The organism is Pseudomonas sp. dw_612 (assembly GCF_018449725.1).
GTDB lineage: Bacteria > Pseudomonadota > Gammaproteobacteria > Pseudomonadales > Pseudomonadaceae > Aquipseudomonas.
Window position 1 is genome coordinate 182,198 of the sequence record NZ_JAAVVC010000012.1, and the last position, 25,711, is coordinate 207,908.

Sequence of the window (25,711 nt, forward strand, 5' to 3'; positions counted from 1 at the left end):
TCAAGGGGTTGCGATCAAGCGTCCGACTGCCGTTGCCGACAGTCGGAGAGGCCTAACCTACAAGGCCGCGTCGATTTTCTTGGCTGCGTCGTCGCTCACCCATGCGTGCCAGACTTCAGGATGTTCCTTCAAGAAGATCTTGGCCAGTTTTGGCGATTCGATCCGCTCTTTGGTCATGCGCCCCAGGTTCTGGTTGAGGATGTCGATCGGCAGGTTGACCTTTTCCAGCACGGCCACCAGTTCCGGGGCTTCGTCGTGGAACGTCTTGGACAGGCCGACCTTGATGGTCACGCTTTTGTCCACGCCTGGCTTCTCTTCGAGCTTGACCAGGTCAACCTGACCCATCAGCGGCGTTGGCGACCAGTAGTAGAACAGGATCGGCTCGCCACGCTTGTAGCTCGACAGCACCGCCGCATCCAGCGCCGGGCCGGTGCCTGGGCGGAAGTTGGTGTAAGTGCTTTCCAGACCGTAGCTTTTCAGCATTTCGCTGTTGTCCAGTTCACAGGTCCAGCCGGCCGGGCAGTTGTAGAAACGGCCCTTGGAGGGTTCTTCCTGATCCTTGAACACGGCGGAGTACTTGGCCAGGTCGGCGATGTTTTTCAGGTCCGGCGCTTTAGGTTCCAGCTTGCGCTTGGCATCGCCTTCGATCACGTAGCGCGGCACGTACCAGCCTTCGATTGCACCGACAACCGGAGCACCGACGCCGACGACTTTGCCGGCCTTCTCAGCCTTGTTCCAGACCTCGCTGCGGCCGACCCACTCTTCGGCAAACACCTGGATGTCGTTGCTGCTCAGGGCGTTTTCCATGGTGATGGAGTTGCCCGGCAAGCTGTCGGTCTTGCAGTCGTAGCCTTTCTCCAACACGACTTGCAGCACGTCGGTCAGCAGCATCGCGCTTTCCCAGTTCAGGCCGGCAAATTTCACCGGTTTGCCCGACTCGCACCAACCGGCTGCCTGGGTGGCTCCGGCGCTGGCCAGCAGGCCCATGGAAAGCAATGTGGTCAGCAGGGTCTTGTTCGATTTCATTGTTGTGACGCTCCTAATCATGAGTTGGCTTACGGCAGTCAAGAGGCATCCAGCCCTGTCCACGTCCCGTCAGGCCTGCGCCGCAGCGCGACCGGCTCCGCTTGTTTTAGGTTGTACAACGCTGTCCTGCTCGACCGGCAGAATCAGTTGATCGGGCACTGTGCCGTGCCATTTTTTGGCACACACGTAATACAGGGCGGCGGGAAGCACCAGACCGATGATCCAGGAAATATCCACATCGCCCAGCGCGGCCACCAGCGGACCGGTATAGAACTTGGTGGAAATGAACGGTAGCTGCACCAGCACACCGAACACATAGATGCTGATACCGAGCATGTTCCAGCGACCGTAGCGACCGTTCGGATCGGCCAGCGCCGGCACGTCATAGCGCTCGCGGGTGATGCAGTAGTAGTCCACCAGGTTGATCGCGCTCCATGGCGTAAAGAAGGCGAGCAGGAACAGGATGAAGGACTTGAACGCACCGAGGAACGAGTGCTGGCCGAGCAGCGCCATCAGGGTCGCAGCACCAACGATCACCAACACGAAGACCAAACGCTGCAAGCGCGATACTTTCAGGTCACCACGGAAACCGCTGATGATGGTCGCAATGCACATGAAGCTGCCGTAGGAGTTCAGCGTGGAGATGGTGACCTTGCCAAACGCGATGCTGAAATACAGCAGCGCAGCGGTGGCACCGGTACCGCCCAAACCGACGATGTAGGCGACTTCGTGGCCAGCGAATTGCCCGTTGGCCGAGGCGGCAGCGAACACGCCGAGGACCATCGCGACTTGCGCACCAATGACCGACCCCGCACCGGCGGCGAAAAAGGTTTTCACCGAGGACGTCTTGCTCGGCAGGTAGCGTGAATAGTCAGCCACGTAGGGGCCGAAGGCGATCTGCCAGGACGCCGCGAGCGACACCGCCAGCAGGAAGCTGCTCCAGCTGAAGTGGCGGATTTGCAGGAGCGCACCCACGTCAGTCTGGCTCATCAGCCGACTGAACAGGTAAACAAAGGCAATCACACCAATGACGCTGGCAATACGGCCAATCCAATGGATCACCCGATAACCGAGCACCGTGACCAACACGATGACACTGGCGAAGATGAGGATACCGACGGTGTCACTGACGCCAAACAACTGGCCCAGCGCCTGACCGGAAAGCACGGTTCCGGTCGCGGTAAAACCGAGGTACATCAAGCAGACCAGCACGATCGGGATGGCCGCGCCATACACGCCGAACTGCACACGGCTGGAAATCATTTGCGGCAGGCCAAGCTTGGGCCCTTGCGCGGCATGCAGCGCCATCACGCCACCGCCGAGCAATTGGCCGATCAGCAAACCGATCAACGACCAGAACACATCGCCGCCGAGCACGACGGCCAGAGCGCCGGTCACAATCGCGGTGATTTGCAGGTTGGCACCCAGCCACAGGGTGAACTGGCTCAACAGACGACCGTGTCTTTCCGCTTCCGGGATGTAGTCGATCGAGCGCTTCTCGATCAACGGTTTACTGCTTGCACGATCGTTGTTAACAGCCATGATTCAACCTCTGTGGATTGTTATGGGAATTGCCGTGAAACCAATTTGTATGAGGACCGCTTTCCTGTGGGAGCGGGCTTGCTCGCGAAAGCGGTGGGTCAGCCAGCACAGATGTTGAATGTGCCGGCCTCTTCGCGAGCAAGCCCGCTCCCACATAAAGCGATCCCACCAGTATTGCGTTATTTGCCGGTAATCATCGGCAGGTTCAGGCCTTGTTCGTTGGCGCAATCAATCGCGATCTGGTAACCCGCATCGGCGTGACGCATAACGCCGGTCGCCGGGTCGTTGTGCAGCACGCGAGCGATACGCTCGGCCGCTTCGTCGGTACCATCGCAGACAATCACCATGCCCGAGTGCTGGGAGAAGCCCATGCCGACGCCGCCGCCGTGGTGCAAGGAAACCCAGGTCGCGCCGCTCGCCGTGTTGAGCAGGGCGTTGAGCAGTGGCCAGTCGGACACGGCGTCGGAACCGTCCTGCATCGACTCGGTTTCGCGGTTCGGGCTGGCCACCGAACCGGAGTCCAGGTGGTCGCGACCGATCACGATAGGCGCGGACAATTCACCGCTGCGCACCATTTCGTTGAACGCCAGACCGAGCTTGGCGCGCAGGCCCAGGCCAACCCAGCAGATACGTGCCGGCAGCCCCTGGAAGCTGATGCGCTCGCGGGCCATGTCCAGCCAGTTGTGCAGGTGGGCGTCGTCCGGGATCAGTTCTTTGACCTTGGCGTCGGTTTTGTAGATGTCTTCGGCGTTGCCCGACAGCGCAGCCCAACGGAACGGGCCGACGCCACGGCAGAACAGCGGACGGATATAGGCCGGTACAAAGCCTGGGAAATCGAATGCGTTTTCCACGCCTTCTTCCTGGGCCATCTGACGGATGTTGTTGCCGTAGTCGAAGGTCGGAATGCCCATCTTCTGGAATTCGAGCATCGCCTTAACGTGCACGGCCATGGATTGCTTGGCGGCTTTTACAACAGCTGCTGGCTCGGTCTTGGCGCGAGCGCGGTACTCTTCCCAGGTCCAGCCAGCCGGCAGGTAGCCGTTGAGCGGGTCGTGGGCGCTGGTCTGGTCGGTGACCATGTCCGGGCGTACGCCACGCTTGACCAGTTCCGGCAGGATTTCCGCCGCGTTGCCCAGCAGTGCGATGGAGATCGCCTTGCCTTCTTTGGTGTATTTCTCGATGCGCGCCAGCGCGTCGTCGAGGTCGGTGGCTTGCTCGTCGACATAGCGGCTGTTCAGGCGGAAATCGATGCTGACCTGCTGGCATTCGATGTTCAGCGAGCAGGCGCCGGCCAGGGTCGCGGCCAGCGGTTGAGCGCCGCCCATGCCGCCGAGGCCGGCGGTCAGGACCCAACGACCTTTCAGGTCATCGTTGTAGTGTTGGCGACCGGCTTCGACGAAGGTTTCGTAGGTGCCCTGGACGATGCCCTGGCTGCCGATGTAGATCCAGCTGCCGGCGGTCATCTGGCCGTACATGGCCAGGCCTTTGGCGTCGAGTTCGTTGAAGTGCTCCCAGCTCGCCCAGTGTGGCACCAGGTTGGAGTTGGCGATCAGTACGCGCGGGGCATTGGTGTGGGTCTTGAACACGCCGACCGGCTTGCCGGATTGCACCAACAGGGTCTCGTCGTCGTTCAGGTTGGTCAGGCTTTCGACGATCTTGTCGTAGCATTCCCAGTTACGCGCCGCACGACCGATACCACCGTAAACCACCAGTTCTTTAGGGTTCTCGGCGACTTCCGGGTCGAGGTTGTTCATCAACATGCGCAGCGGCGCTTCGGTCAGCCAGCTCTTGGCGGTCAGCTTGTTACCGCGGGCGGCACGGATTTCTACGTCACGGTACTTAGTGGGCTTATTGTCAGTCACGAAAAAGACTCCTCAGCGATCAATTCAAACCAACCCTGGCAGTGGGCAAGCCAGCCTGTGCGCGTCGTTGCGCCACAAGCGAATCAGTGGACGCTGCGAGGAGTCTCGGTCGACTCATACGCATACGTCTTTACTTGTACATACAAGCATATGCAATCAAGCGGCCAACTTGTTGGATGGGCATTCAAGAAAAGTTTTGCCACGGCTGCAAAGCCTGTAGATCAAGGGTTTTGGCGAAGATGAAATTTTTCGGGGGATTTTTGCGCGAGGGTGACGGCTGTTACTTAAGCGTGGTTTTGCGCCACGCTGGGGCGTTCGGTAACAAAGTGGTGCGCGATTTGGAACGTTGAAAAGCGAAAAGATCGCAGCCTTCGGCAGCTCCTACAGGGTCAGTGCCCATCCGCGATATTGGCGATGAACATGATCAATGTAGGAGCTGCCGAAGGCTGCGATCTTTTAGGGATTTTGAATCAGCGTGCGATCAGCTCGATCACACAGCATTGACCACTGACGGAGACTTCCAGCAGGCCAGAATTACCATTGAGTTGCAGGCAATCATGGCGACCCAGTTGGGCGTCGCTGTTACCCACCTTTACTTCCAACACTTCGGTGACACTGAACACCAACACCGTCCCCGCCGAACTGAAAAACCGCTGCTCACCCGCCAGCCACTGCAACCGCGCGCTATACCGCTGCGGCGCATAAATCAGGTTGAAATCGCGAATCGGCCCACCGAGCAAGGTGCACGACACCTGGCTCTCGCCGCTGAAGGCAAACGGGTCCAGCGGTAACAACGGTCGTGTGTCCTGGCCATCGACGCGCAAGGTCATGCCCTCGCCTTGCAGCACGGTGATCACCCGCTCGTAGCCGGCGAATGTCGAGAAGCCGCCGGACTCGCCGATATCGGCAATCGACAAGCGCCAGCCGAAGCCATCAAGGCCGGTGCCCGCATCGCGGGTGATTTCTTCAGTGCTGCCGCCGCCGTTCTTCCAGGGCATGCGTGGGTAATCTTTGGCGCGTAAAACCTTAGTTTCACTCATTTATGAAAGCGTCCTTCCAGACGATGACGGGAACCGGGGTGGATCAAACGAGCGGCGGTCACGGGCTGACGGCCGGACCAAGTGCGGCGACGGATCAGCAGGCACGGCTCGCCCTTTTCAATCTGCAGCAACTTGCATTCGCTGGCTTCGGCCAGAATCGCCTCGACCACATGCTCGCCTTCGGTCAACGGTGCGACCTGGTTCAAATAGGCATAAGGCGTTTGCAGGGTGAAGTCCTGCTTGAGGTAATCCGGGGCCACCAGCGCGTTGACGAAACGGTCTTCGATTTGCACCGGAATGTCGTTTTCGAAATGCACGATCAGCGAATGGAACACCTTCTGGCCTTCGCGCATGTCCAGGGCCAGGGCGCGCTCGGAACCGGCGGCCTCTTCTTCGAGGGTGATCACCTGGCACGTATGACGATGGCCACGGGAGGCGATTTCGTCGGCGATGTTGTGCACTTCAAACAGGGCGGACTGGCTTTTCGGCTCGGCGACGAAGGTGCCGACACCTTGCATGCGCACCAACAGACCGTCGGCGGTCATCTCGCGCAGGGCGCGGTTGATGGTCATGCGGCTGAAACCCAGTTGATTGACCAGCTCGCTTTCCGACGGAACGCGGTAGTGCGGCGGCCAGTTTCCACTGTCGATTTGCTGGGTGATCATCTGTTTGACGCGGGCGTACAAGGGCGCCGGACTGTCGCCCATGTTCGCGGCCAACGGTGACACTGCAGGCGGAGTCGGCACGGTTAATCCCTGTTCGTTTAGTAAAGGTTGCTAGCTTGCCGGAGTTTACCGAGCAGGCAAACGTCTGTATATGTATATACAAATAACACACGATGGGGTGCTGAACCATGTCCGCCTTCTTTGCCGAACGCGCGCTGCTGCCTAGTGGATGGGCCAACAATGTACGTCTTGAGGTCGGCGCCGACGGCGTCTTGACTCATATCCAGGCCGATTCCCACGCAGATGGTGCCGAACGGCTAAGCGGTCCGCTGCTGCCGGGCATGCCCAATCTGCACTCCCACGCCTTCCAGCGGGCCATGGCCGGGCTGGCGGAAGTGGCGGGCAATCCGAACGACAGTTTCTGGACCTGGCGCGATTTGATGTATCGCCTCGTCGGAAAAATCAGCCCCGACCAACTCGGCGTCATCGCCCGCCAGCTGTACATAGAAATGCTCAAGGCCGGTTACACCTCGGTCGCGGAATTTCATTACGTGCACCACGACACCAATGGCCAACCTTACGCCGACCCGGCCGAACTGGCGCTGCGTATCAGCCAGGCCGCGAGTTCCGCCGGTATCGGTTTGACCTTGCTGCCGGTGCTCTACAGCCATTCCGGTTTCGGCGGCCAGACCCCGAACGACGGTCAGCGGCGCTTTATCAACAGCACCGAAAACTACCTGAAGCTTCAGACGCGCTTGCAGCCGATCCTGGCGCAGCAACCGGCGCAATCGCTCGGCCTGTGCTTCCACTCGTTGCGTGCGGTCACCCCGCAGCAGATCAGCGAAGTGCTCGCGGCCAGTGACAAGCAATGCCCGGTGCACATTCACATCGCCGAACAGCAGAAGGAAGTCGACGACTGCCTGAGCTGGAGCGGTCGCCGTCCGTTGCAATGGCTGTACGAAAACGCCGAAGTCGATCAGCGCTGGTGCCTGGTCCACGCGACCCACGCCAACCCCGAAGAAGTCACATTGATGGCCCAGAGTCGCGCCATCGCCGGCCTGTGCCTGACCACCGAAGCCAACCTCGGCGACGGGATTTTCCCGGCGGTGGATTTCCTCGCCCAGGGCGGGCGCATGGGCATCGGTTCAGACAGCCATGTGTCATTGAGCGTGGTGGAAGAGTTACGTTGGCTGGAATATGGCCAGCGTCTGCGGGATCAGCGGCGTAATCGTTTGTATGGTGCGGAGCAGCCGATGGTTGGCCGCACGCTGTACGACGCAGCGCTGGATGGTGGCGCTCAGGCGCTGGGGCAGCCGATCGGCGCATTGGAAGTTGGCAAGCGTGCGGATTGGCTGGTGCTGGACGGCAATGATCCGTACCTGGCGACGGCCAGTGGTGACGGGATTTTGAATCGCTGGTTGTTTGCCGGTGGTGATCGCCAGGTGCGCGATGTGCTGGTCAATGGCCAGTGGGTTGTGCGCGATGGGCGTCATGCCGGGGAAGAAGAAAGTAACCGCGCGTTCACCCAGGTCCTGCGCGACCTCCTGGGCTGACACAAAACGAAATGTGGGAGCGGGCTTGCTCGCGAAAGGGCCATCACATTCAACATCTTCGTTGACTGTTAAGCCGCTTTCGCGAGCAAGCCCGCTCCCACATGGGTGATGCGTTAGCCGTTAGTTCGACGTCTTGGCCATCTGCGTATCCGTCGCACGCCAGATCAGTCGCGTGGTGTCGTAACCCTGCTGTCGCGCCTTGCTCAGCAGTTCTTCACGCACCACGCCGTTGACCGTCGGGGTCCGGGACAGCAGCCACAAATACTTGCGGCTCGGGTCGCCAACAATCGCGGTCTTGTAGTCGTCGCTGACGTACAGCACCCAGTACTCACCTTTCGCCACACCCGGAATCAGCCGCGAAAACCAGGTATCGAACTCGACCCACAGTTTGTCGGTCTTGCCCGACACCTGTGGCCAGGCCGTGCCCTTGGCTTCTTCCCATTGCCAGTCCGGCGTCAAGCAGCGGTTGAGCACCGCCACGTTACCGTCCGGCAAGAGGGTGTAATGCGCTTCGGACTGCGCGCAGTTGCGCTGGAAGTACATCGGCAGGCGGGCCAACTCGTACCAAGTGCCCTGATAACGCTTGAGGTTGACGCTGTTGACCGTCTTGGGTGCTAACGGATCTACGCCAGAAGAGGCGCAGCCAGCCAATACCAGGCCAGCGAAAAGAACTATCAATAACCGCTTCATTGTTTTTCTCCCGTGGGCGCGTAGCCCCGGTTTACTTCAGGCCTTGGCCGGAAAACATCAGCACTTTGTCACCGGCGTACTGCACGCTGATAAAGCTGTTTTTGTCGCCCCAGGTGCAACTGGACATCCCAAGCGCGCCCGAACAATCAGCGGGTTTACCCAGCAAGGTTTCAACCTCGGCCTTGGCCATGCCGGCCGACAGCTTGGAATAATTCTCCTGATTGACCTTGCTGCATGCGACCAACAACACGCAGAACGAGAGCAAGGCGATAGATCGCAGCGACATGGTGTAGCTCCTGGAGCGAAGGGGGTTGGCAGGTGCCAAGCTGAAGCTTAGAAGAGAAAACCCCTATCTGGTTCCCCGACCACCCGCCTATTTATTGATCCGCTCGTCTGGCGTTTGCCGATAAATCAGTCACTTTCTCGCGCTATTCGGCATTTCGTCGGCTTTTACGAAAAGACGTCTAATCTTTGGCGCTGGCCAGTCGACATAACAGCAGCGTTAAGTCTGCCAGTGTGGCAAATTGACGCCCCCTGTTGACCCGTCCCTCCGCGGTAGCTCATTTAATGACCAGAAACATGAAGTTCAGCCACAAGATCTTGTTGGCTGCTGCCCTCGTAGTGGCCGTTGCATTCGCGTGCTTCATCCTCTTCAACGACTACCGCCAGCGCCAGACCCTGCGCAGCAGTACCGAGTCTTCGATGCAGGAACTCGGCAGCCTGACCACCAGCAACATCCAGACCTGGCTGGAAAGCCGCATCCAGTTACTGCAATCGTTGTCCCAGCAGATCGCCGTGGACGGCAGCGCCCCGACCAGCCTGAAACGCGCCATCGACCTGCCGGCCTACACCGGCAATTTCCAGCTGAGCTACTTCGGCAGCACCGAAGGCGTGATGACCTCGATTCCGGCCGGCAACCGCGCCGCCGACTACGACCCCCGCGCCCGTGGCTGGTACAAGGCCGCCGACAACGCGCGGCAAACCATCGTCACCGAACCGTACATCGCCGCGTCGTCCGGCAAACTGGTGATCACCGTTGCCACGCCGGTGCAGCATGAGGGCAAGATGATCGGCGTGGCCGGTGCGGACATCGACCTCTCCAGCGTCAGCGCGATCATCAACTCGCTGAACTTTGGCGGTCACGGTCATGCGTTTATCGTCAGCGCCGATGGCAAGATCCTGATTCACCCGGACAGCAAACTGGTGCTCAAGACCCTCGCCGAGGCGTACCCGAATGGCGCGCCAAAAGTCAGCCCGGGCCTGAAAGAAGTCGAGCTCGACGGCAAGTCCCAGTTCATCTCCTTCACCCACGTCAACGGTGTGCCGTCGGCGGACTGGTACGTGGCGCTGGTGCTCGACCAGGACACCGCGTTCGCGATGCTCAGCGAGTTCCGCACCTCAGCCATCATCGCCATGGTCATCGCCGTGGTGATCATCATCGCGTTGCTGGGCATGTTGATCAGCTTCCTGATGCAGCCGCTGCTGACCATGGGCCGCGCGATGCATGACATCGCCGAAGGTGAAGGTGATTTGACCAAGCGCCTGACCATCCACGGCCACGATGAATTCGGTGCATTGGGCACGTCGTTTAACCGTTTTGTGGAGCGTATCCACACCTCGATCCGCGAAGTAGCCTCGGCCACCGGCCAGGTCAACGAAGTGGCGTTGCGGGTTGTCGCGGCCTCCAATTCGTCGATGTACAACTCCGACCAGCAAGCCTCGCGCACCAGCAGCGTCGCCGCCGCGATCAACGAACTGGGGGCCGCCGCCCAGGAAATCGCCCAGAACGCCGCCCTCGCCTCCCAGCATTCGAGCGATGCCCGGGCCTTGGCCGAAGACGGTCAGCAAGTGGTGGATAAAACCATCGCGGCCATGCAGCAGCTGTCGGCGAAGATCAGCGACTCGTGCGGCAACATCGAAACGCTCAACAGCAACACCGTGAACATCGGGCAGATTCTGGAAGTGATCACCAGCATCTCCCAACAGACCAACTTGTTGGCCCTCAACGCCGCCATCGAAGCCGCGCGTGCCGGTGAAGCTGGGCGTGGTTTTGCCGTCGTGGCTGACGAAGTGCGCAACCTCGCGCACCGCACCCAGGATTCGGCGCAGCAAGTACAGAAGATGATCGAAGAGCTGCAAGTCGGCGCCCGGGAAGCTGTGAGCACCATGACCGACAGCCAGCGCCAGAGCGAAAGCAGTGTCGGTATCGCCAACCAGGCCGGCGAACGCCTGGGCAGCGTGACCCAGCGCATCGGTGAAATCGACGGGATGAACCAGTCGGTGGCCACCGCGACCGAAGAACAGACTGCTGTAGTGGAGTCGATCAACGTCGACATCACCGAGATCAATACGCTGAACCAGGAAGGGGTGGAGAACTTGCAGGCGACGTTGCGTGCTTGCTCGGATCTGGAGCAGCAGGCGGCGCGGCTTAAACAGTTGGTTGGCAGCTTCCGTATTTAGTGCCTGAACCGGCCCCTTCGCGAGCAAGCCCGCTCCCACAGTAAATCTTCAGTAGACACAAATTTTGTGTACGACCGAAATCCACTGTGGGAGCGGGCTTGCTCGCGAAAGACGGCATTAGCGCAATAAAGCTCTAACCACTTTGCGAGAAACTTCGGTCCGCACAGCCTGACGCAGAACTGAATTAAGACTAAACTCGGTCCTATTCAATCTGGCGAGGCCAACCTCATGAAGCTCTCTTCTCAAATCAAGCCGATCAGTTACCTGAAAAGTCATACGGCCGAAATCGTCAAAACCATCACAGAAAGCCGGGAACCCTTGGTTATCACCCAAAATGGCGAAGCGAAGCTGGTGGTCATGGATGTGAAAAGCTTTGAAGAGCAGGAAGACACCATGGCTCTGTTGAAGCTCTTGGCGATGGGCAATCGAGAGATTGAAGAAGGCAAGTTTCGAGATGCCGAAGAAGTTTTCGCAGAACTGGATAGGGTCGACCATCAATGAGTTTTAAGGTCGTCATTCTTCAGTCAGCCGAAACAGACCTCAAAGATCTACGTACCTATCTCATCAAACACTTCTCTTCCCAGACTTGGCAAAGCACCTATGCCAGCCTGAAAGCGGCCATCCGTCATTTGGGGACCTTGCCTTATGCAGGATCCATCCCGGATGAAATCGAGAAGCTCAACCTCAGCCAATATCGACAAATCCTCTCGGGGATGAATCGCGTCATTTATGAAGTGCGAGAGCAAACGGTCTACGTCCACATCATTGCCGACACGCGGAAAGATCTTCCAACATTGCTAATGAAACGGCTATTACACAGCAATCCTTGAACTAGAAACGCGAACCTGGCCCGTTCAGAAACTCAATTTCCTCAGCCGTAGACGCCCTTCCCAACACAGCATTGCGATGGGGAAACCGTCCAAACCGCGCAATCACCTTCTGATGCCGCTCGGCATAATCCAGGTTATCGGCAAACACCGCCCGATCTGCCTCTGGCTGTTCGTCTACCAGCGCGATAAACCGCGAAACCGCCTCGTTCTGCACCGCCAGGTTCTCGCAATGCTCGAACACCAGGTAGATGAATACCCGTTGGATCGGCCGCAACTGCCGATCGAAATCCGCAGCAATGCCTTGCGCCACCAGGGCTTGGGCCCGGAGATCACCAGAGAAGGATTTGGGGGTGTCGCGAAAGATCATTCGCGGAAGTTGGTCGAGTAGCAGCACCAGAGCCAGCCAACCTTCGGGGCGTTGCGCCCAGTCGGTCAAACCGCCGGCCAGTGCCTGCTCGACCCAGTCCCCGAAACGCTCGCGCGCTTCGAGGTCCTGGCTGTCGCGCTTGCCGAACCATAACTTGCCCTTCTCAGCCGCTATCTCGTTGGGGAATTCGAAAGTTCCGAACCACCATTCGAGCAACGGCTGCCAGGGCGCGGTCATGGGTTTACTCCTTGTGGTAAGCCGTGACGCGCTCGACTTCTTCTTTCGAGCCGAGGAACACTGCTACGCGCTGGTGCAAGCCATCGGGCTTGATGTCGAGGATGCGCTGGTGACCATCGGTGGAGGCGCCGCCGGCTTGTTCGACCAGGAACGACATCGGGTTGGCTTCGTACATCAAGCGCAGTTTGCCTGGCTTGGATGGCTCGCGGCTGTCGCGTGGGTACATGAACAGACCGCCACGGGTCAGGATACGGTGCACGTCGGCAACCATCGCGGCCACCCAGCGCATGTTGTAGTTCTTTTTCAGCGGGCCTTCATCGCCGGCCAGCAATTCGCCGACGTAGCGTTGTACCGGGGCTTCCCAGTGACGCTGGTTGGAGGCGTTGATCGCGAATTCCTGGGTGGATTCCGGGATCGTGATGTCTTCGTGGGTCAGTACGAAGCTGCCCATTTCACGGTCCAGGGTGAAGCCTTTGACGCCATTGCCCAGGGTCAGCACCAGCATGGTCTGTGGACCGTAAATCGCATAACCGGCGGCAACCTGCTGAGTGCCTGGCTGCAGGAAGGCCTTTTCGTTCAAAGGCTCGTTCTGTGTCAGGTATTCGTTCGGGCAACGCAGCACCGAGAAGATCGTACCGACCGGCGCGTTGATGTCGATGTTCGACGAACCGTCCAGTGGGTCGAATACCAGCAGGTACGCACCTTTCGGGTATTTGCCCGGGATCTGGTAGGCATTGTCCATTTCTTCGGACGCCATGCCGGCCAGGTGACCGCCCCATTCGTTGGCTTCGAGCAGGATGTCGTTGGACATCACATCAAGCTTCTTCTGCACTTCGCCTTGGACGTTTTCAGTGCCCATGCTGCCGAGCACACCACCCAGGGCGCCCTTGGAGACGGCGTGGCTGATTTCTTTACAGGCGCGCGCCACCACTTCGATCAGGAAACGCAGATCGGCAGGGGTGTTGTTGCTACGGGTCTGCTCAATCAAATAGCGACTCAGGGTAACGCGGGACATGGAAGGCTCCGGTGGAATGGGGGGCTAAAAACCCGCGCAGTTTAACGCGAGTCGGGGCGCATTTCCTCCTATCAGACGTGATACACCCAATAGAGTTCATGTGCCGGGTTGAGCGTAGTTCGAAACCGACCGGATGTGAGTCGGAGACAGGTGGCAGTTTTGAGATTTTCTTTGCCTGACAATCAGTCTTCGCGAGCAAGCCCGCTCCCACATTTTGAACTGTGTTGTGAATCCAATTTCTGCCTCAACGCAGATCCACTGTGGGAGCGGGCTTGCCCGCGAATGGCGCGCAGCGCCAGCCATTCTCAGGATTTGGCCGGGGGTTTACGCAGCAAACTGATCGCCATCACCGCCAAAAACAACACACTGAGCAGCAACACTGCCCACAACCCGAACTTCTTCCAGTTCGTGTCAGCCGTCGCAGCCGCGACCGCCGTCGCCGACGGTGTGACAACCGCCCCGCCATCGATTGAGGCCTTGCCCAGAGTCGAGAATTTCGCCGGGCTGTAATCCGGAATCAACGTCGACAACGGCAGATTCGCCGTCTTCACCGTCGCATTGCCCAGCGCCAGCGTATACGGCCCGGCGCCACGCGCCAGGAACACCACTTGCGTCGAGCGCACGGCGAATTTAACGGTCGGTGCTTCAGCGCCCAGGCCACCGCCGCGCTCATCCACGGTCAGTTTCAATTGCTGCACGGTTTGCCCCGACAGCGTCAATTCGTTCTGCACCACGTCCTGGCCATTCTGGGTCAGGCGATAAAGCAAACCGCTGCTCAGCGATTGCCATGGCAGACTGCTTTCGCGGCGACCGGACAAGGTCACCGGCGCCAAACTGTTGGGCTGATTCAACTCGACCTGCACCCGCTCGACGTTCAGCCCCATCGGCAATTGCCAGGTGTATTCGCCGTCCTTCAACCGGGTGCCGGCCACGGGTTGCGACCAGACCAACGGCAGCGGCAGGCTGCGGGTGCTGGCGCTTTCCAGTTGTGCGGACGTCAGGGTCGGCGCCGATTGCGGGGTGTTCCACAGCAAACGCAGGTAGCGTGCCGATTGCCCCGGCAGGCCGACTTCATGTTGCTCGACCCGCTCGTCGGCAAACGACAACCGCGCCACCTGCCCTTCGCCCCACGACTGCCAGTGCTGCAAGTCGTCGCTGGCTTCAATGCTGAAGCGCTGGAAGCCATCGCGCTCGCTGGTCCAGTCGAGGATCAACTGCTGCAACGGCGCCTTGATGGCGCTGGCATCAAGCAACCAGCCACGCAGCACCTCTTCCCCCGCCTCCAACTGACTGGACGGCTGCACTTCCACCAGCGTGCCGTTGGCGCTGGATTGCACCCGCACGCTCGGCGCGCGTTCGGTGGCGTCCGCCGAATTGTACAGCGGGAACCACTTCACGTCGGTTGTGGTGCGGTTTTCGGCAGACTGAGCGGTTTGTCGGGCCAAGGCGTAGGCCTGAGGTTCGCCGGCGGCGTTGAACACACGCACATCGCTCAGATCGGTTTGCCGGGCGTTCAGTTGCACGCTCAACGGCAACTCGAGGCGATACCACGGCCCTTCGCCGCTGACGGACAACGGCACTTGGGTGCTGAAGTCCGAAGGTTTTTCCTGGGCATTGGCCGACAGCGCCACGCCCAGCGCAACTGCGCCCAACCAACCCAGGTTCAGCTTCTGGCTCAAGACGACACTCCTTCGGTTTCAGGGGCCGGTTTTTCAGACTCCGGCTCAGCTTCGGCACGCTTGGGCGGCAACGGGGCGAAATAGCCCACCACCAGCAGCAACACGCCAACGCCGATAAACGAGACGATCCGGGCGAGTCCGCCACGGTTACTCAATTCGACAAAGAACAGTTTGGCCACCACCACGCCAATCAGCGCGGCACCGATCAGCCAGACTTCACGGCGATGGCGCAGATGGCCGCCGATCATCAGGCCCAGCGCCATCAAGGTCCAGACGATCGACAGACCGGCCTGCACCTGCATCGATGCCAGCAATTGATCCAGCTCGAACGGAACGCCGCCCCAATGGTGAGCCGTGCGCGTGACCACTGCGGAGAAAAACACGAACAACGAAGCGCCGGCGATCAACTGCGTGGCGTTCTCGGCGAAAACCTTCGGCAGGGCAAATTGCGTCACCGCGCTGCGCGACCACACGTAAACCCCGAACAGCGCAAACAGCAGGCCCAATTCCAGCGGGTTGATCAGCGGCACATAAGGCAGCGGTTCGGCGGTGCCATCACTGACGCCATTCGCCAGCCAGAACCAGCCGAGCATCAGCAACGCCAGCGGTGCAGCTGCGTACACGCGGTACTCGCGCGAATACGTCGACACCGGCCATGGCCAGTTGCGCGGCGCGGCGGCCAGCACCAGATACAGGCTCGGCAGAATCGCCCAGCCCAACCAGCGCCAGGCGTTGTACTGCTCGGACAACAACAGCAAGCCGTAACGCAGCTCCAAGGCCAGCACACCGATCAACAACCAGCAGCCGAGCACGTGGGCGGTACTGAGGGCGCGCGCCGGCAGCATCGGCGCCAGGCGCCGCAGGGAAATGAAGTGCACGACGAACACCGCCGCCCACACCAGCCAGCCGAAGTCGGCCGCCGGGTGATAACGCGACTGCCACGCGGCGAGCAACACCAGCCCCGCCGCCGGAATCAGGAAGGTGCAGACCAAGCCGAGCGACGGCCATTTCAAGCGCAGCGACAACACGGCCCAAAGCGCCACACTCAGCGCCGCGACGGCGAGTAGCAATGTCCCTTGCAGATTCACCGGGGCAAAGCGCAGCACTTCACTGATCCACGCCAGCGCCCACCAACCCACGCCCCACACCAGCAACAATTCGGACAAGCGATTCAGGCTCAACGCATCGAACGCCGACGCATGATTACCCAGCTGCAAGCGCCATGCGCCGACCAGCGCCGCCAGGCCGAGCACCAGTGGCGTCCAGAAACCGCTGTGGGCCAGAGGTTTCAAACCTTCACTGGCCAACGGCCCCAGCAGAGCCGGTCCGGCAAACAGGAATGCCGCCCCACCAATCACCTGCAACAGCAGGCCGAAGACAAAACTCACACGCTGCTTGAGGTAAAGACTCAACCAGATAATGAACAAACCGCTGGCGGCCCACACTGCACTCGCCGTTTGCCACGGCAGCACGAACAGCACCGCCAGGTTGATCAACACCAGACCTGCCAGCAACACCACCGACAAGCCACGCAGCAATCGTGCGTCCTTGCGCACCATCTCGTCCCGGGCCGCCAGCAACATGCCAGCGATCAACGCCAGTCCAATCAGTGAGGCGCTGAGCAACCCGCTCCAGCCGGCGTTGAACACCGCCGCAGAACCATCACTCGCCCCTTTCAACCGCAACAGGAACAACGCGCCGCCGAGCAACTGCACAGCAAACGCGGTGAACAGGAACGTGCGCGATTGCAGGCGCAGGCCGACGAACAGCGTCGCCAACCCGGCCAACGCCCAACTGATCGCCGTGCCGTGAGTGAGAAAGAACAACGGCGCCAGCAGATACAAGAACGTCAAACCGAGGCACGCCAGCACCGGCAAACCTTGGCGCTCCCACGCCGACGTCTGTTCCGGCGAGGCTTTGCGCAATTGATAGAAGCTGAACAGCAACGCCACGCCGAGCATCAACGCGCCCAGCCATGAACCGTCGAGCAGGCTGCTTTCGCCGGGCTGCAATTCGCTGAGAAACGCCAGCGCCGAACCGAGTTGCAGCAGCAAGGCAAAGGCGCGAGCCAATGGCCGTTGCTGACGCAGGCCGAGCCAGAAAATCCCCGCGCCTTCCACGGCCCAGGCCGCAGCAGTCCAACGCGCGTCGAGGCCCAACGGGATCGCCAGACTGGCGAAGATCACGCCGAGCGCGAGACACGTTTCCGCCAGCAACAACGCGCGACCGCCCATCAGCAATCGGGCCAGGCCCATGTAGATCATGCCCAGCGCCAGCGCGCTGAAAGCAGCGGCGAATTCCAGGTGCTGGACCAGCGCGAACTGCAAACCGAAACCCACCAGCGGTGGCCCGAACAGTAGCGTGCCGTCGACGTAATCACCCTTGCGCGCCGACCAGTGCAGCAGCGCTTGGCGATCGTCGTCCGCCGGTGCGTCGGTCATCTCCAACAGCTTACGCCGGGTAAACAACAGGCCGATGCCCAGATACATCAGGAAGAACAGAATCAGGAACGGTTCGGTGCTCCACAGCAACTCCGGCGTATAGGAGCGCAGGCCCCAGGCGAAACCGATGCCGAAGGTGCCGACAAAACCGATCAGGTTGAGTGGCCGCCAGGCCTTGAACCAAGCGATGGCGAGAATGCCGGTGTTGAGCAACGCAAAGTAGCTGAACAGTGCGACGTGGTTGCCGGCGCCGGTGGAGGTCAGGATTGGGGCGGCAAAACCTCCCAGTGCGGCGGCGCAGGCCAGGGCCAGGGAATCCTGGGTGATCGCCAGAATCGCCGAGAACACCGTCACCGCTACCAGCAAGCCCAAGGCTGCCGTCGGGTCGAGCAGCGGGTGCAAGCGCATCGCCGCGAATACCGTCAGGTACAACACGGCAATCCCGGCGCCTTGCAACATCAGCGCGTAATGGTTGTTGCGATGCCGTAGCCACCAGCCCAAGGCGAGCAAGCCCAAGGCACTGGCGGCGACCCCGGCGTAACGCATTTCGATCGGCACCACCATGCCTTCGGTGGCGTAGCGCAGCAGGAACGCCAGGCCGAGAAACAGCAACACCACACCGACTCGCAGCACGGTGTTGCCGCCAAACAGCCAGTTGCGCGCACTGTTGATGGCGCGGTCGAACACATTCGGTTCGCGCGGCGCCGCAGGTTGACGTGGTTCACGGGCGACCGGTTCCGGGGTCCAGACATCGGCCGGCAGCGGGCGACTGGCTTCGGTCGCGGCAGCGGTGATCGGTTGCAGTTCGGGCGGCAGCTCCCAGACCAGTTCCGGGGACTCGGCGGGGGATTCGACGGGAATGTCGTCGAGGATGAATTCGGGGGCGGCGACGGGTTCGCTGACTTCCGGGTGAATCGCTTCTGGCTGACTGGCTTCTGGCGCTTTAACGCCGGACACCTCCAACAACGCCAGGCGTTGCTGCACCGTATTCAGCGCCACCTGTGCCTGTTCAAGCAGCAGACGTTGCTCAGCCGATTGCGAACTCAAGCGGCCAATGCGAAAGGCCTGGCCGATGCCCAACCCGAGCAGCGCGCCCAACAGGGCATCGCTGAACGACTCATCGAGTATCCAGCCCAGCACTAGGCCAATCAGCATGAAGATCCATTGCATGGTCGATATCCCTAAGTGGCCCCGCGATGGGGCGATTCCGGGTACAACAGCCTCTGGCTGAGTCTAGTGACCAGACACCCGGATTCCAGTGTGAGAGCAGATTGCATCTGCACCACAAACCCAATGTGGGAGCGGGCTTGCTCGCGAAGGCGTCGTGTCAGTCAACATCTCAGTCAACTGATAGACCGCTTTCGCGAGCAAGCCCGCTCCCACAAGGGCGAAGTTGGCGCTTAGTATATCGATCCGGCCCAACGTACGTCGGGCCTTGCTCGCAATTATTGCTAAAAGTTACTCCAAAGCCTTCCAGATCTCCGTGGCGTACTCACGAATCGTCCGATCCGACGAGAACCAGCCCATCCGCGACGTGTTCAACACCGCTGAACGCCACCATTTTTGAGAATCGTGCCAGTGCGCTTCGACGCGCATCTGCGCGTCCCAGTAGGAGTCAAAATCGGCGCAGACCAGGAAGCGGTCATAGTCCACCAGCGAATCGATCAGCCCGGTGTAACGGGACGGATCATCCGGCGAGAACACCCCGCCACGAATCGCTTGCAACACGTCATTGAGACGATGGGACGCTGCAATATCCGGCGCGGCGTTGAACTCGTGGTTTTGCTTGCGCGCTTCCACTTGCTGAGCGCTGAGGCCGAAGATGAACATGTGCTCGGCACCGATGCGTTCGCACATTTCGACGTTGGCACCGTCGAGCGTGCCGATGGTCAGCGCGCCGTTGAGGCCGAACTTCATGTTGCTGGTGCCCGACGCCTCGAAGCCTGCGGTAGAAATCTGCTCCGACAAATCCGCCGCCGGAATGATGCTCTCCGCCAGGCTGACGTTGTAGTTAGGCAAGAACACAACCTTGAGCAAACCACGCACGGTCGGGTCATTGTTGACCACCCGGGCGATGTCGTTGGTCAACTTGATGATCAACTTGGCCTGGTGATAACTGGCCGCAGCCTTGCCGGCGAAGATCTTCACTCGCGGCACCCAGTCGATTTCCGGCTCGGCACGAATCGCCTGATACAGCGCAACCGTGTGCATCAGGTTGAGCAACTGGCGTTTGTATTCGTGGATCCGCTTGACCTGCACGTCGAACATCGCCGCCGGGTTGACCGCAATGCCCAGCCGTTCATGAATCAAGTACGCCAGGGCTTTCTTGCTGTGCAGACGCTGATCGGCGAAGGCCTTGCGGAAAGCGGTCTTCTCGGCGAACGGTTCCAGGTCGAGCAAACGCTCTTCCGGGTTATCCAGCAAGTCCGGCCCGAGGGCATCGACCAGCATGGACGTGAGTTCGGGGTTGGCCTGGTAGAGCCAGCGGCGGAAGGTGATGCCGTTGGTTTTGTTGTTGATCCGCTCCGGGTAGAGCTTGTGCAGTTCGGAGAACACGGTTTTACGCATCAATTGCGTGTGCAGCGCGGACACGCCGTTGACGCTGTGGGAACCGAGGAACGCCAGGTTACCCATGCGCACGCGGCGGCCATTGTCTTCCTCGATCAACGAGACGGCGCGCAATACGTCAAAATCGTGAATGCCTTTGGCCCGCAGCGAGTCGATGTGCTGGGCGTTGATCAGGTAAATGATCTGCATGTGTCGCGGCAGCATGCGTTCCATCAAACCGACCGGCCAGGTTTCCAGCGCTTCGGGCAACAGCGTGTGGTTGGTGTACGACAGCGTATCGACGGTCACCTGCCACGCGGCATCCCACGCGACATCGTAGACGTCGACCAGCTGCCGCATCAGCTCGGCCACGGCGATCGATGGGTGAGTGTCGTTGAGCTGGATCGCCGCATGGTCGCCCAGGGTCAACACCGAGGTGTGCATGTTGCGATGGCGACGCAGCAAATCCTGCAGGGACGCGGCGACGAAGAAGTATTCCTGGCGCAGACGCAATTCCTGGCCGGCTTCAGTGCTGTCCGCCGGGTACAGGACGCGGGAAATACTTTCGGCCCGGGCGACTTCGGCCACAGCGCCCAAGTGGTCGCCGGCGTTGAAGCGTTCCAGGTGCAAATCTTCTACGGCGCGGGCACGCCACAGGCGCAGGGTGTTGACGCTCGCTCCGCGCCAGCCGACCACCGGCGTGTCATAGGCAATCGCTCGTACGGTTTCTACCGGGGACCAGACCTGCCGCGACTTGCCGGCCTCGTCGGTGACGGTTTCGACGCTGCCGCCGAAGCCGATCGGGTAGACGACCTCTGGCCGTTCGAACTCCCACGGGTTACCGAAATCCAGCCAGTGTTCAGTCTGTTCCTGTTGCCAGCCATCAACGATGGCCTGGCGGAACAAGCCGTGTTCATAACGAATGCCGTAGCCATGGCCGGCGATGCCGAGGGTCGACATGCTTTCCATGAAGCACGCCGCCAGGCGACCGAGGCCACCGTTGCCCAGCGCCGCATCGGGCTCCAGCAGACGGATGCGTTCCAGGTCGACACCGAGCTCGGTCAACGCTTCGCGGGCGACGTCGAGCAGCCCGAGGTTGCTCAGGCTATCGTAGAGCAAGCGGCCGATGAGAAATTCCAGGGAGAGGTAGTAAACCCGTTTCTGGCCTTTGCGGTAAATCTGCCGCGTGTGGTCCATCCAGTGCTCGACCATGTGGTCGCGCGCTGCCAGGGCAATGGCTTCGAACCAGTCGTGGTCGAAGGCGTGATCCGGGTCTTTGCCCACCGCGTAGGTGAGTTTGGTCAAGACGGCGTCGCGGAATGCGGCCACCTCTGCTTCGCGAACAAGTGGTTCTTGAGTCATCGATAGGACCTCGAGCGAGCTTTGAGTTGTCTGAGCCTAGACGGTCTGACAGGCGGTATGGGCTCTGGTTCGGCAGTTTTTCCTGATAGTGCGAGATAGGCCGGCATTACATTGTCATGTACCTGAATCAATGCAGGGGCCGTGCCGGATTAACGGTGATTATTCGGCGCCCGAGAAAAAAACAGTCGAAAGGTTGTTCAAGAATCCACCAGTCCCGGTATGATCGCGCGCCCTGATGCACACGCTGGTAACAACCGATGATGAAGTCCAACCTGATCGCCGCCGCGGAGATCGACCGCCTCGATACCTGGGCCAAATACTCTGCCCCGATGTGCGGTTCCTGCGTGTCGAGCTGCTGCACCTTGCCGGTCGAGGTCAAGATCAAGGATCTGATCCGCATCGGCATCGTCGACGAGTTCGAGCGCGGCGAGCCGGCGAAGAACATCGCCAAGCGCTTGCAGAAGGAAGGGATCGTCGAGCGTTACAGCCAGAAGACCGAGATCTTCACCCTTCAGCGCATGAGCAACAACGATTGCCTGTATCTGGATCGTAAGAGCCGTTTGTGCACTATTTATGAAAAACGCCCGGATACTTGCCGCAACCACCCGAAAATCGGCCCGCGGCCGGGATATTGCGCTTACAAGCCTAAAGAAGTGGCGCGCGAGACCAGTGCCGGTCGCCGTACCCTCGAGAAGTTTTAACCTTCGCTGAGCTCCTCGGCGACTGACATAACGCTTTCGCGAGCAAGCCCGCTCCCACATTGGATTGGTGTCGTACACAAATGATGTGTCCGCCAAAGATCTCCTGTGGGAGCGGGCTTGCTCGCGAAGGGGCCGACACAAACACCGCATAAACCCCAGACAAGCAAAAACGCCCCCGACCTTGCGGTCGGGGGCGTTTTTTTAAGCCTTAACTAAGTCGAAACTCAGTTGCCGCTTTTCTTGGCAGCGCGGGTACGCTCGCTTTCGCCCAGGATCTTCTTACGAAGACGGATGGACTTAGGAGTCACTTCGCACAATTCGTCTTCTTGAACGAATTCCAGCGCTTGTTCCAGGGTGAAACGGATAGGCGGAACCAGAGCGATGGTTTCGTCTTTACCCGAGGCACGCATGTTGTCGAGCTTCTTGCCTTTGGTTGGGTTGACGCCCAGGTCGTTGTCGCGGCTGTTGATGCCGACGATTTGACCTTCGTACACGTCTTCGCCGTGACCCAGGAACAGTTTGCCGCGAGCTTGCAAGGTTTCCAGCGAGTAAGTCAGAGCCTTACCGGTAGCAACCGAAACCAGCACGCCGTTCTGACGGCCGGACATGTCGCCGGACTTCATCACGTCGTAACGGTCGAAGATCGAGGTCAGGATGCCTGCACCGGAGGTCAGGGTCAGGAACTCGTTACGGAAACCGATCAAGCCACGAGCTGGGATGTTGTACTCAAGGCGCACACGGCCCTTGCCATCCGGAACCATGTTGGTCAGGTCGCCCTTACGGATACCGATCTGTTCCATGATCGAACCCTGGGATTCTTCCGGCAGGTCGATGGTCACGTTTTCGTACGGTTCGTGCTTCACGCCGTCAACCATACGGATGATCACTTCCGGACGACCAACACCCATTTCGAAGCCTTCGCGACGCATGGTTTCGATCAGTACCGAGAGGTGCAGCTCACCACGGCCGGAGACTTTGAACTTGTCGGCGGTGTCGCCTTCTTCAACGCGCAGGGCAACGTTGTAGAGCAGTTCTTTGTCCAGACGTTCCTTGATGTTACGGGACGTCACGAACTTGCCTTCTTTACCGCAGAAAGGCGAGTCGTTTACCTGGAAGGTCATGGAAACGGTTGGTTCGTCAACGGTCAGCGGCTTCATCGCTTCGACGTTCAGTGGGTCGCACAGAGTGTCGGAGATGAACAGCTGGTCGAAGCCGCTGATGCAGACGATGTCGCCGGCAGCTGCTTCTTCAACGTCGATACGGTGCAGACCGTGGTGACCCATCAGCTTCAGGATACGACCGGTACGCTTCTTGCCGTCGGCGTCGATAGCGACAACCGGAGTGTTCGGCTTGATGCGGCCACGAGCGATACGGCCAACGCCGATAACACCCAGGAAGCTGTTGTAGTCCAGAGCGGAGATCTGCATCTGGAACGGACCTTCGCGGTCGACTTTCGGCGCGGGTACGTTGTCGACGATCGACTGGTACAGCGGGGTCATGTCTTCAGCCATGTCGGTGTGTTCCAGACCGGCAATGCCGTTCAGGGCCGAGGCGTAGACGACTTTGAAGTCCAGCTGTTCTTCGGTAGCACCGAGGTTGTCGAACAGGTCGAAAATCTGGTCCAGAACCCAGTCCGGACGCGCGCCTGGACGGTCAACCTTGTTGATGACCACGATTGGACGCAGGCCGGCTTCGAAAGCCTTCTTGGTCACGAAACGGGTTTGCGGCATAGGGCCGTCTTGAGCGTCAACCAGCAGCAGAACGGAGTCAACCATCGACATTACGCGTTCAACTTCGCCGCCGAAGTCGGCGTGGCCCGGGGTGTCCACGATGTTGATGTGGTAGCCGTTCCAGTTGATGGCGGTGTTTTTCGCCAGAATGGTAATACCGCGCTCTTTCTCCTGGTCGTTGGAGTCCATCACGCGCTCGTCGTTGAGCTCGTTGCGCTCCAGGGTGCCGGATTGACGCAAGAGTTTGTCTACCAGGGTGGTTTTACCATGGTCAACGTGAGCAATGATGGCGATGTTGCGTAGATTTTCGATCACTTGTGTATCTCGATCAGAGGATTCGGTGTGCTGACAAGTCTTGGCAGCGATTAACAGTAGAGTCCGGCAAAGCCGTTACAGCTTGACGGCGGCGTCGGGGGGCCGGTGACGCAGGCCACAGGCAAACAGCCCCGGGCACTTAGCTCGGTCGATAAACGCGCACATTGGCATGCCCCTCACTGAGCAAATGGTGGGCATGCAGGCGACTCATCACGCCTTTGTCGCAATACAGCAGGTACTGGCGAGTAGGGTCCAGTTCCTTGAAACGAGCGTTCAATGCATAAAACGGCATCGTCTGTACCTCAATGCCGGCAAGTTCCAGCGGCTCGTCTTCAGCGGCATCCGGGTGACGGATGTCGATGATGATCTGGCCCGCCAGAGCGTCGCTGACTTCTTCGATCTGCAAGTCCTGGCCCAATTCGTCGATCACGCGATCGATCGGCACCAGTTTGGCGTTCTCGAGCGCACGCTCGAGGACTGCCATGTCGAACTGTTGTTCTTCGTACTCCACGCGGTTGCGCTTGGCGTGGGTCTTGGGGTTCACCGAGATGACCCCGCAGTATTCCGGCATGTGCTTGGCGAAGTCGGCAGTCCCGATTTCGTTGGCCAGGTCGATGATGTCCTGCTTGTGACTGGCGATCAGCGGGCGCAAGACCAGCTTCTCGGTCACACAGTCGATCAACGACAGGTTCGGCAACGTCTGGCTCGAAACCTGGGAGATCGCCTCACCGGTGACCAGCGCATCGATGTCCAGCCGATCGGCAATCTTCGACGCAGCGCGCAACATCATACGCTTCAAAACTACGCCCATATGACTGTTATCGACTTTCCCGAGAATTTCTCCCAGTACTTCTTCGAAAGGCACACTGACAAATAACACGCGTTGGGAGCTGCCGTACTTCTTCCAGATGAAGTGCGCGACTTCCATGACGCCCAGTTCATGGGCCCGTCCGCCCAGATTAAAGAAGCAGAAATGGCTCATCAGGCCGCGGCGCATGATCTGGTAGGCGGCGACTGTCGAGTCAAAGCCGCCGGACATCAATACAAGCGTCTGTTCCAGTGCTCCCAGCGGATAACCGCCGATGCTGTTGTGCTGACTGTGGATCACGTACAACCGTTGGTCGCGAATTTCGATGCGAACTTCGATTTCCGGCTCTTTCAGGGAAATCCCGGCGGCGCCGCACTGACGACGCAGCTGACTGCCGACGTATTTCTCCACGTCCATGGACGAGAAGGTGTGGTGGCCGCCGCGCTTGCAACGCACCGAAAAGATCTTCCCGGCCAGCGCATCGCCGTAGTGCTGCTTGCACTTGGCCACGATGTCGTCGAAGTCGCCCAACGGGTATTCATCGACCTGCAGGAAATGCGCGATGCCCGGCATGCAGCTCAGGCGCTCGGTCATCTCCTTCAAGGCCCGGGGCTCAGTGATGCGGGTTTCCAGCTCGAGGTTGTCCCACACACCGTTCACCACCACAGCCGGGTCCAGATCGCGGAGCACGGCACGGATGTTCTTGGCCAACTGGCGGATGAAACGCATCCGTACCGGGCGGCTCTTGATGGTGATCTCGGGGAAGACTTTTACGATTAGTTTCATGAAAACAGCGCGCGCTGGGCCAGCCGAAAAAGGGGGGCGCGGATTATAGCGGAAA

General features: G+C 59.8%; 19 protein-coding genes. 5 read left to right on the forward strand and 14 right to left on the reverse strand.

The annotated features are described in order from the left end of the window. Nucleotides 1-57: 57 nt before the first annotated feature. The 5 genes from HB680_RS19445 to hutC all read right to left on the reverse strand — a co-directional run bounded on the left by HB680_RS19445 (nt 58) and on the right by hutC (nt 6,177). Nucleotides 58-1,026: an ABC transporter substrate-binding protein gene (locus tag HB680_RS19445; protein ID WP_213940163.1), complete on the reverse strand. Its 969-nt coding sequence runs from the start codon at nt 1,024-1,026 to the stop codon at nt 58-60. Between the two features lie 69 nt (nt 1,027-1,095). Further along, entirely contained in the window at nt 1,096-2,568 is a 1,473-nt protein-coding gene (locus HB680_RS19450) for a cytosine permease (protein ID WP_213940164.1), read from the reverse strand. A gap of 179 nt (nt 2,569-2,747) precedes the next feature. Next, complete coding sequence (gene hutU, locus HB680_RS19455) at nt 2,748-4,430, reverse strand: urocanate hydratase (protein ID WP_213940165.1); 1,683 nt, start codon at nt 4,428-4,430, stop codon at nt 2,748-2,750. 470 nt (nt 4,431-4,900) lie between these two features. Continuing rightward, nucleotides 4,901-5,470: a HutD family protein gene (locus HB680_RS19460; RefSeq protein WP_213940166.1), complete on the reverse strand. Its 570-nt coding sequence runs from the start codon at nt 5,468-5,470 to the stop codon at nt 4,901-4,903. Beyond that, complete coding sequence (gene hutC / locus HB680_RS19465; protein ID WP_177331472.1) at nt 5,467-6,177, reverse strand: histidine utilization repressor; 711 nt, start codon at nt 6,175-6,177, stop codon at nt 5,467-5,469. Before hutC ends, HB680_RS19460 begins: the two co-directional genes overlap by 4 nt. 146 nt (nt 6,178-6,323) lie before the next feature. Here hutC and HB680_RS19470 point away from each other — a divergent pair, with 146 nt between their 5' ends. Continuing rightward, the gene (locus HB680_RS19470; protein WP_213940167.1) at nt 6,324-7,688 is read left to right on the forward strand and encodes a formimidoylglutamate deiminase; all 1,365 of its coding nucleotides are present in this window, start codon (nt 6,324-6,326) and stop codon (nt 7,686-7,688) included. Nucleotides 7,689-7,808: 120 nt separating this feature from the next. On the opposite strand, the gene HB680_RS19475 is transcribed toward HB680_RS19470, so the two are convergent. Together HB680_RS19475 and HB680_RS19480 are read right to left on the reverse strand one after the other, a co-directional pair. Beyond that, on the reverse strand, nt 7,809-8,378 hold the full coding sequence (locus HB680_RS19475; protein ID WP_213940168.1) for a lipocalin family protein: 570 nt from the start codon (nt 8,376-8,378) through the stop codon (nt 7,809-7,811). A gap of 31 nt (nt 8,379-8,409) precedes the next feature. Further along, complete coding sequence (locus HB680_RS19480) at nt 8,410-8,664, reverse strand: hypothetical protein (RefSeq protein WP_054054697.1); 255 nt, start codon at nt 8,662-8,664, stop codon at nt 8,410-8,412. 281 nt (nt 8,665-8,945) lie between these two features. On the opposite strand from HB680_RS19480, the gene HB680_RS19485 reads away from it, so the two are divergent. The 3 genes from HB680_RS19485 to HB680_RS19495 all read left to right on the forward strand — a co-directional run bounded on the left by HB680_RS19485 (nt 8,946) and on the right by HB680_RS19495 (nt 11,668). Next, complete coding sequence (locus HB680_RS19485; RefSeq protein WP_213940169.1) at nt 8,946-10,838, forward strand: methyl-accepting chemotaxis protein; 1,893 nt, start codon at nt 8,946-8,948, stop codon at nt 10,836-10,838. Nucleotides 10,839-11,066: 228 nt separating this feature from the next. Then, on the forward strand, nt 11,067-11,339 hold the full coding sequence (locus tag HB680_RS19490) for a type II toxin-antitoxin system Phd/YefM family antitoxin (RefSeq protein ID WP_213940170.1): 273 nt from the start codon (nt 11,067-11,069) through the stop codon (nt 11,337-11,339). Further along, entirely contained in the window at nt 11,336-11,668 is a 333-nt protein-coding gene (locus tag HB680_RS19495) for a type II toxin-antitoxin system RelE/ParE family toxin (RefSeq protein WP_213940171.1), read from the forward strand. The genes HB680_RS19490 and HB680_RS19495 overlap by 4 nt, the downstream gene beginning before the upstream one ends. Nucleotide 11,669: 1 nt before the next feature. On the opposite strand, the gene HB680_RS19500 is transcribed toward HB680_RS19495, so the two are convergent. The 5 genes from HB680_RS19500 to HB680_RS19520 all read right to left on the reverse strand — a co-directional run bounded on the left by HB680_RS19500 (nt 11,670) and on the right by HB680_RS19520 (nt 21,316). Next, nucleotides 11,670-12,272: a DUF924 family protein gene (locus tag HB680_RS19500; RefSeq protein WP_213940172.1), complete on the reverse strand. Its 603-nt coding sequence runs from the start codon at nt 12,270-12,272 to the stop codon at nt 11,670-11,672. A 4-nt stretch (nt 12,273-12,276) separates the two neighbouring features. After that, the gene (locus tag HB680_RS19505) at nt 12,277-13,287 is read right to left on the reverse strand and encodes a class 1 fructose-bisphosphatase (protein ID WP_213940173.1); all 1,011 of its coding nucleotides are present in this window, start codon (nt 13,285-13,287) and stop codon (nt 12,277-12,279) included. A 305-nt stretch (nt 13,288-13,592) separates the two neighbouring features. Further along, on the reverse strand, nt 13,593-14,966 hold the full coding sequence (locus HB680_RS19510; RefSeq protein WP_213940174.1) for a DUF3999 domain-containing protein: 1,374 nt from the start codon (nt 14,964-14,966) through the stop codon (nt 13,593-13,595). After that, entirely contained in the window at nt 14,963-18,577 is a 3,615-nt protein-coding gene (locus HB680_RS19515; RefSeq protein ID WP_213940175.1) for a DUF2339 domain-containing protein, read from the reverse strand. The genes HB680_RS19510 and HB680_RS19515 overlap by 4 nt, the downstream gene beginning before the upstream one ends. Nucleotides 18,578-18,865: 288 nt before the next feature. Further along, nucleotides 18,866-21,316, reverse strand: coding sequence for a glycogen/starch/alpha-glucan phosphorylase (locus HB680_RS19520; RefSeq protein ID WP_213940176.1), 2,451 nt, complete (start codon nt 21,314-21,316; stop codon nt 18,866-18,868). A 260-nt stretch (nt 21,317-21,576) separates the two neighbouring features. On the opposite strand from HB680_RS19520, the gene HB680_RS19525 reads away from it, so the two are divergent. Continuing rightward, nucleotides 21,577-22,017 (forward strand): YkgJ family cysteine cluster protein, encoded by a 441-nt coding sequence (locus HB680_RS19525; RefSeq protein ID WP_213940186.1) that lies wholly within the window; start codon nt 21,577-21,579, stop codon nt 22,015-22,017. A 224-nt stretch (nt 22,018-22,241) separates the two neighbouring features. On the opposite strand, the gene typA is transcribed toward HB680_RS19525, so the two are convergent. Both typA and thiI read right to left on the reverse strand, forming a co-directional pair. Further along, a complete protein-coding gene (gene typA, locus HB680_RS19530) occupies nt 22,242-24,062 on the reverse strand; it encodes a translational GTPase TypA (RefSeq protein WP_109627491.1) in 1,821 nt (606 codons plus the stop codon). A 139-nt stretch (nt 24,063-24,201) separates the two neighbouring features. Next, entirely contained in the window at nt 24,202-25,656 is a 1,455-nt protein-coding gene (gene thiI, locus HB680_RS19535; protein WP_213940177.1) for a tRNA uracil 4-sulfurtransferase ThiI, read from the reverse strand. Nucleotides 25,657-25,711: the final 55 nt, after the last annotated feature.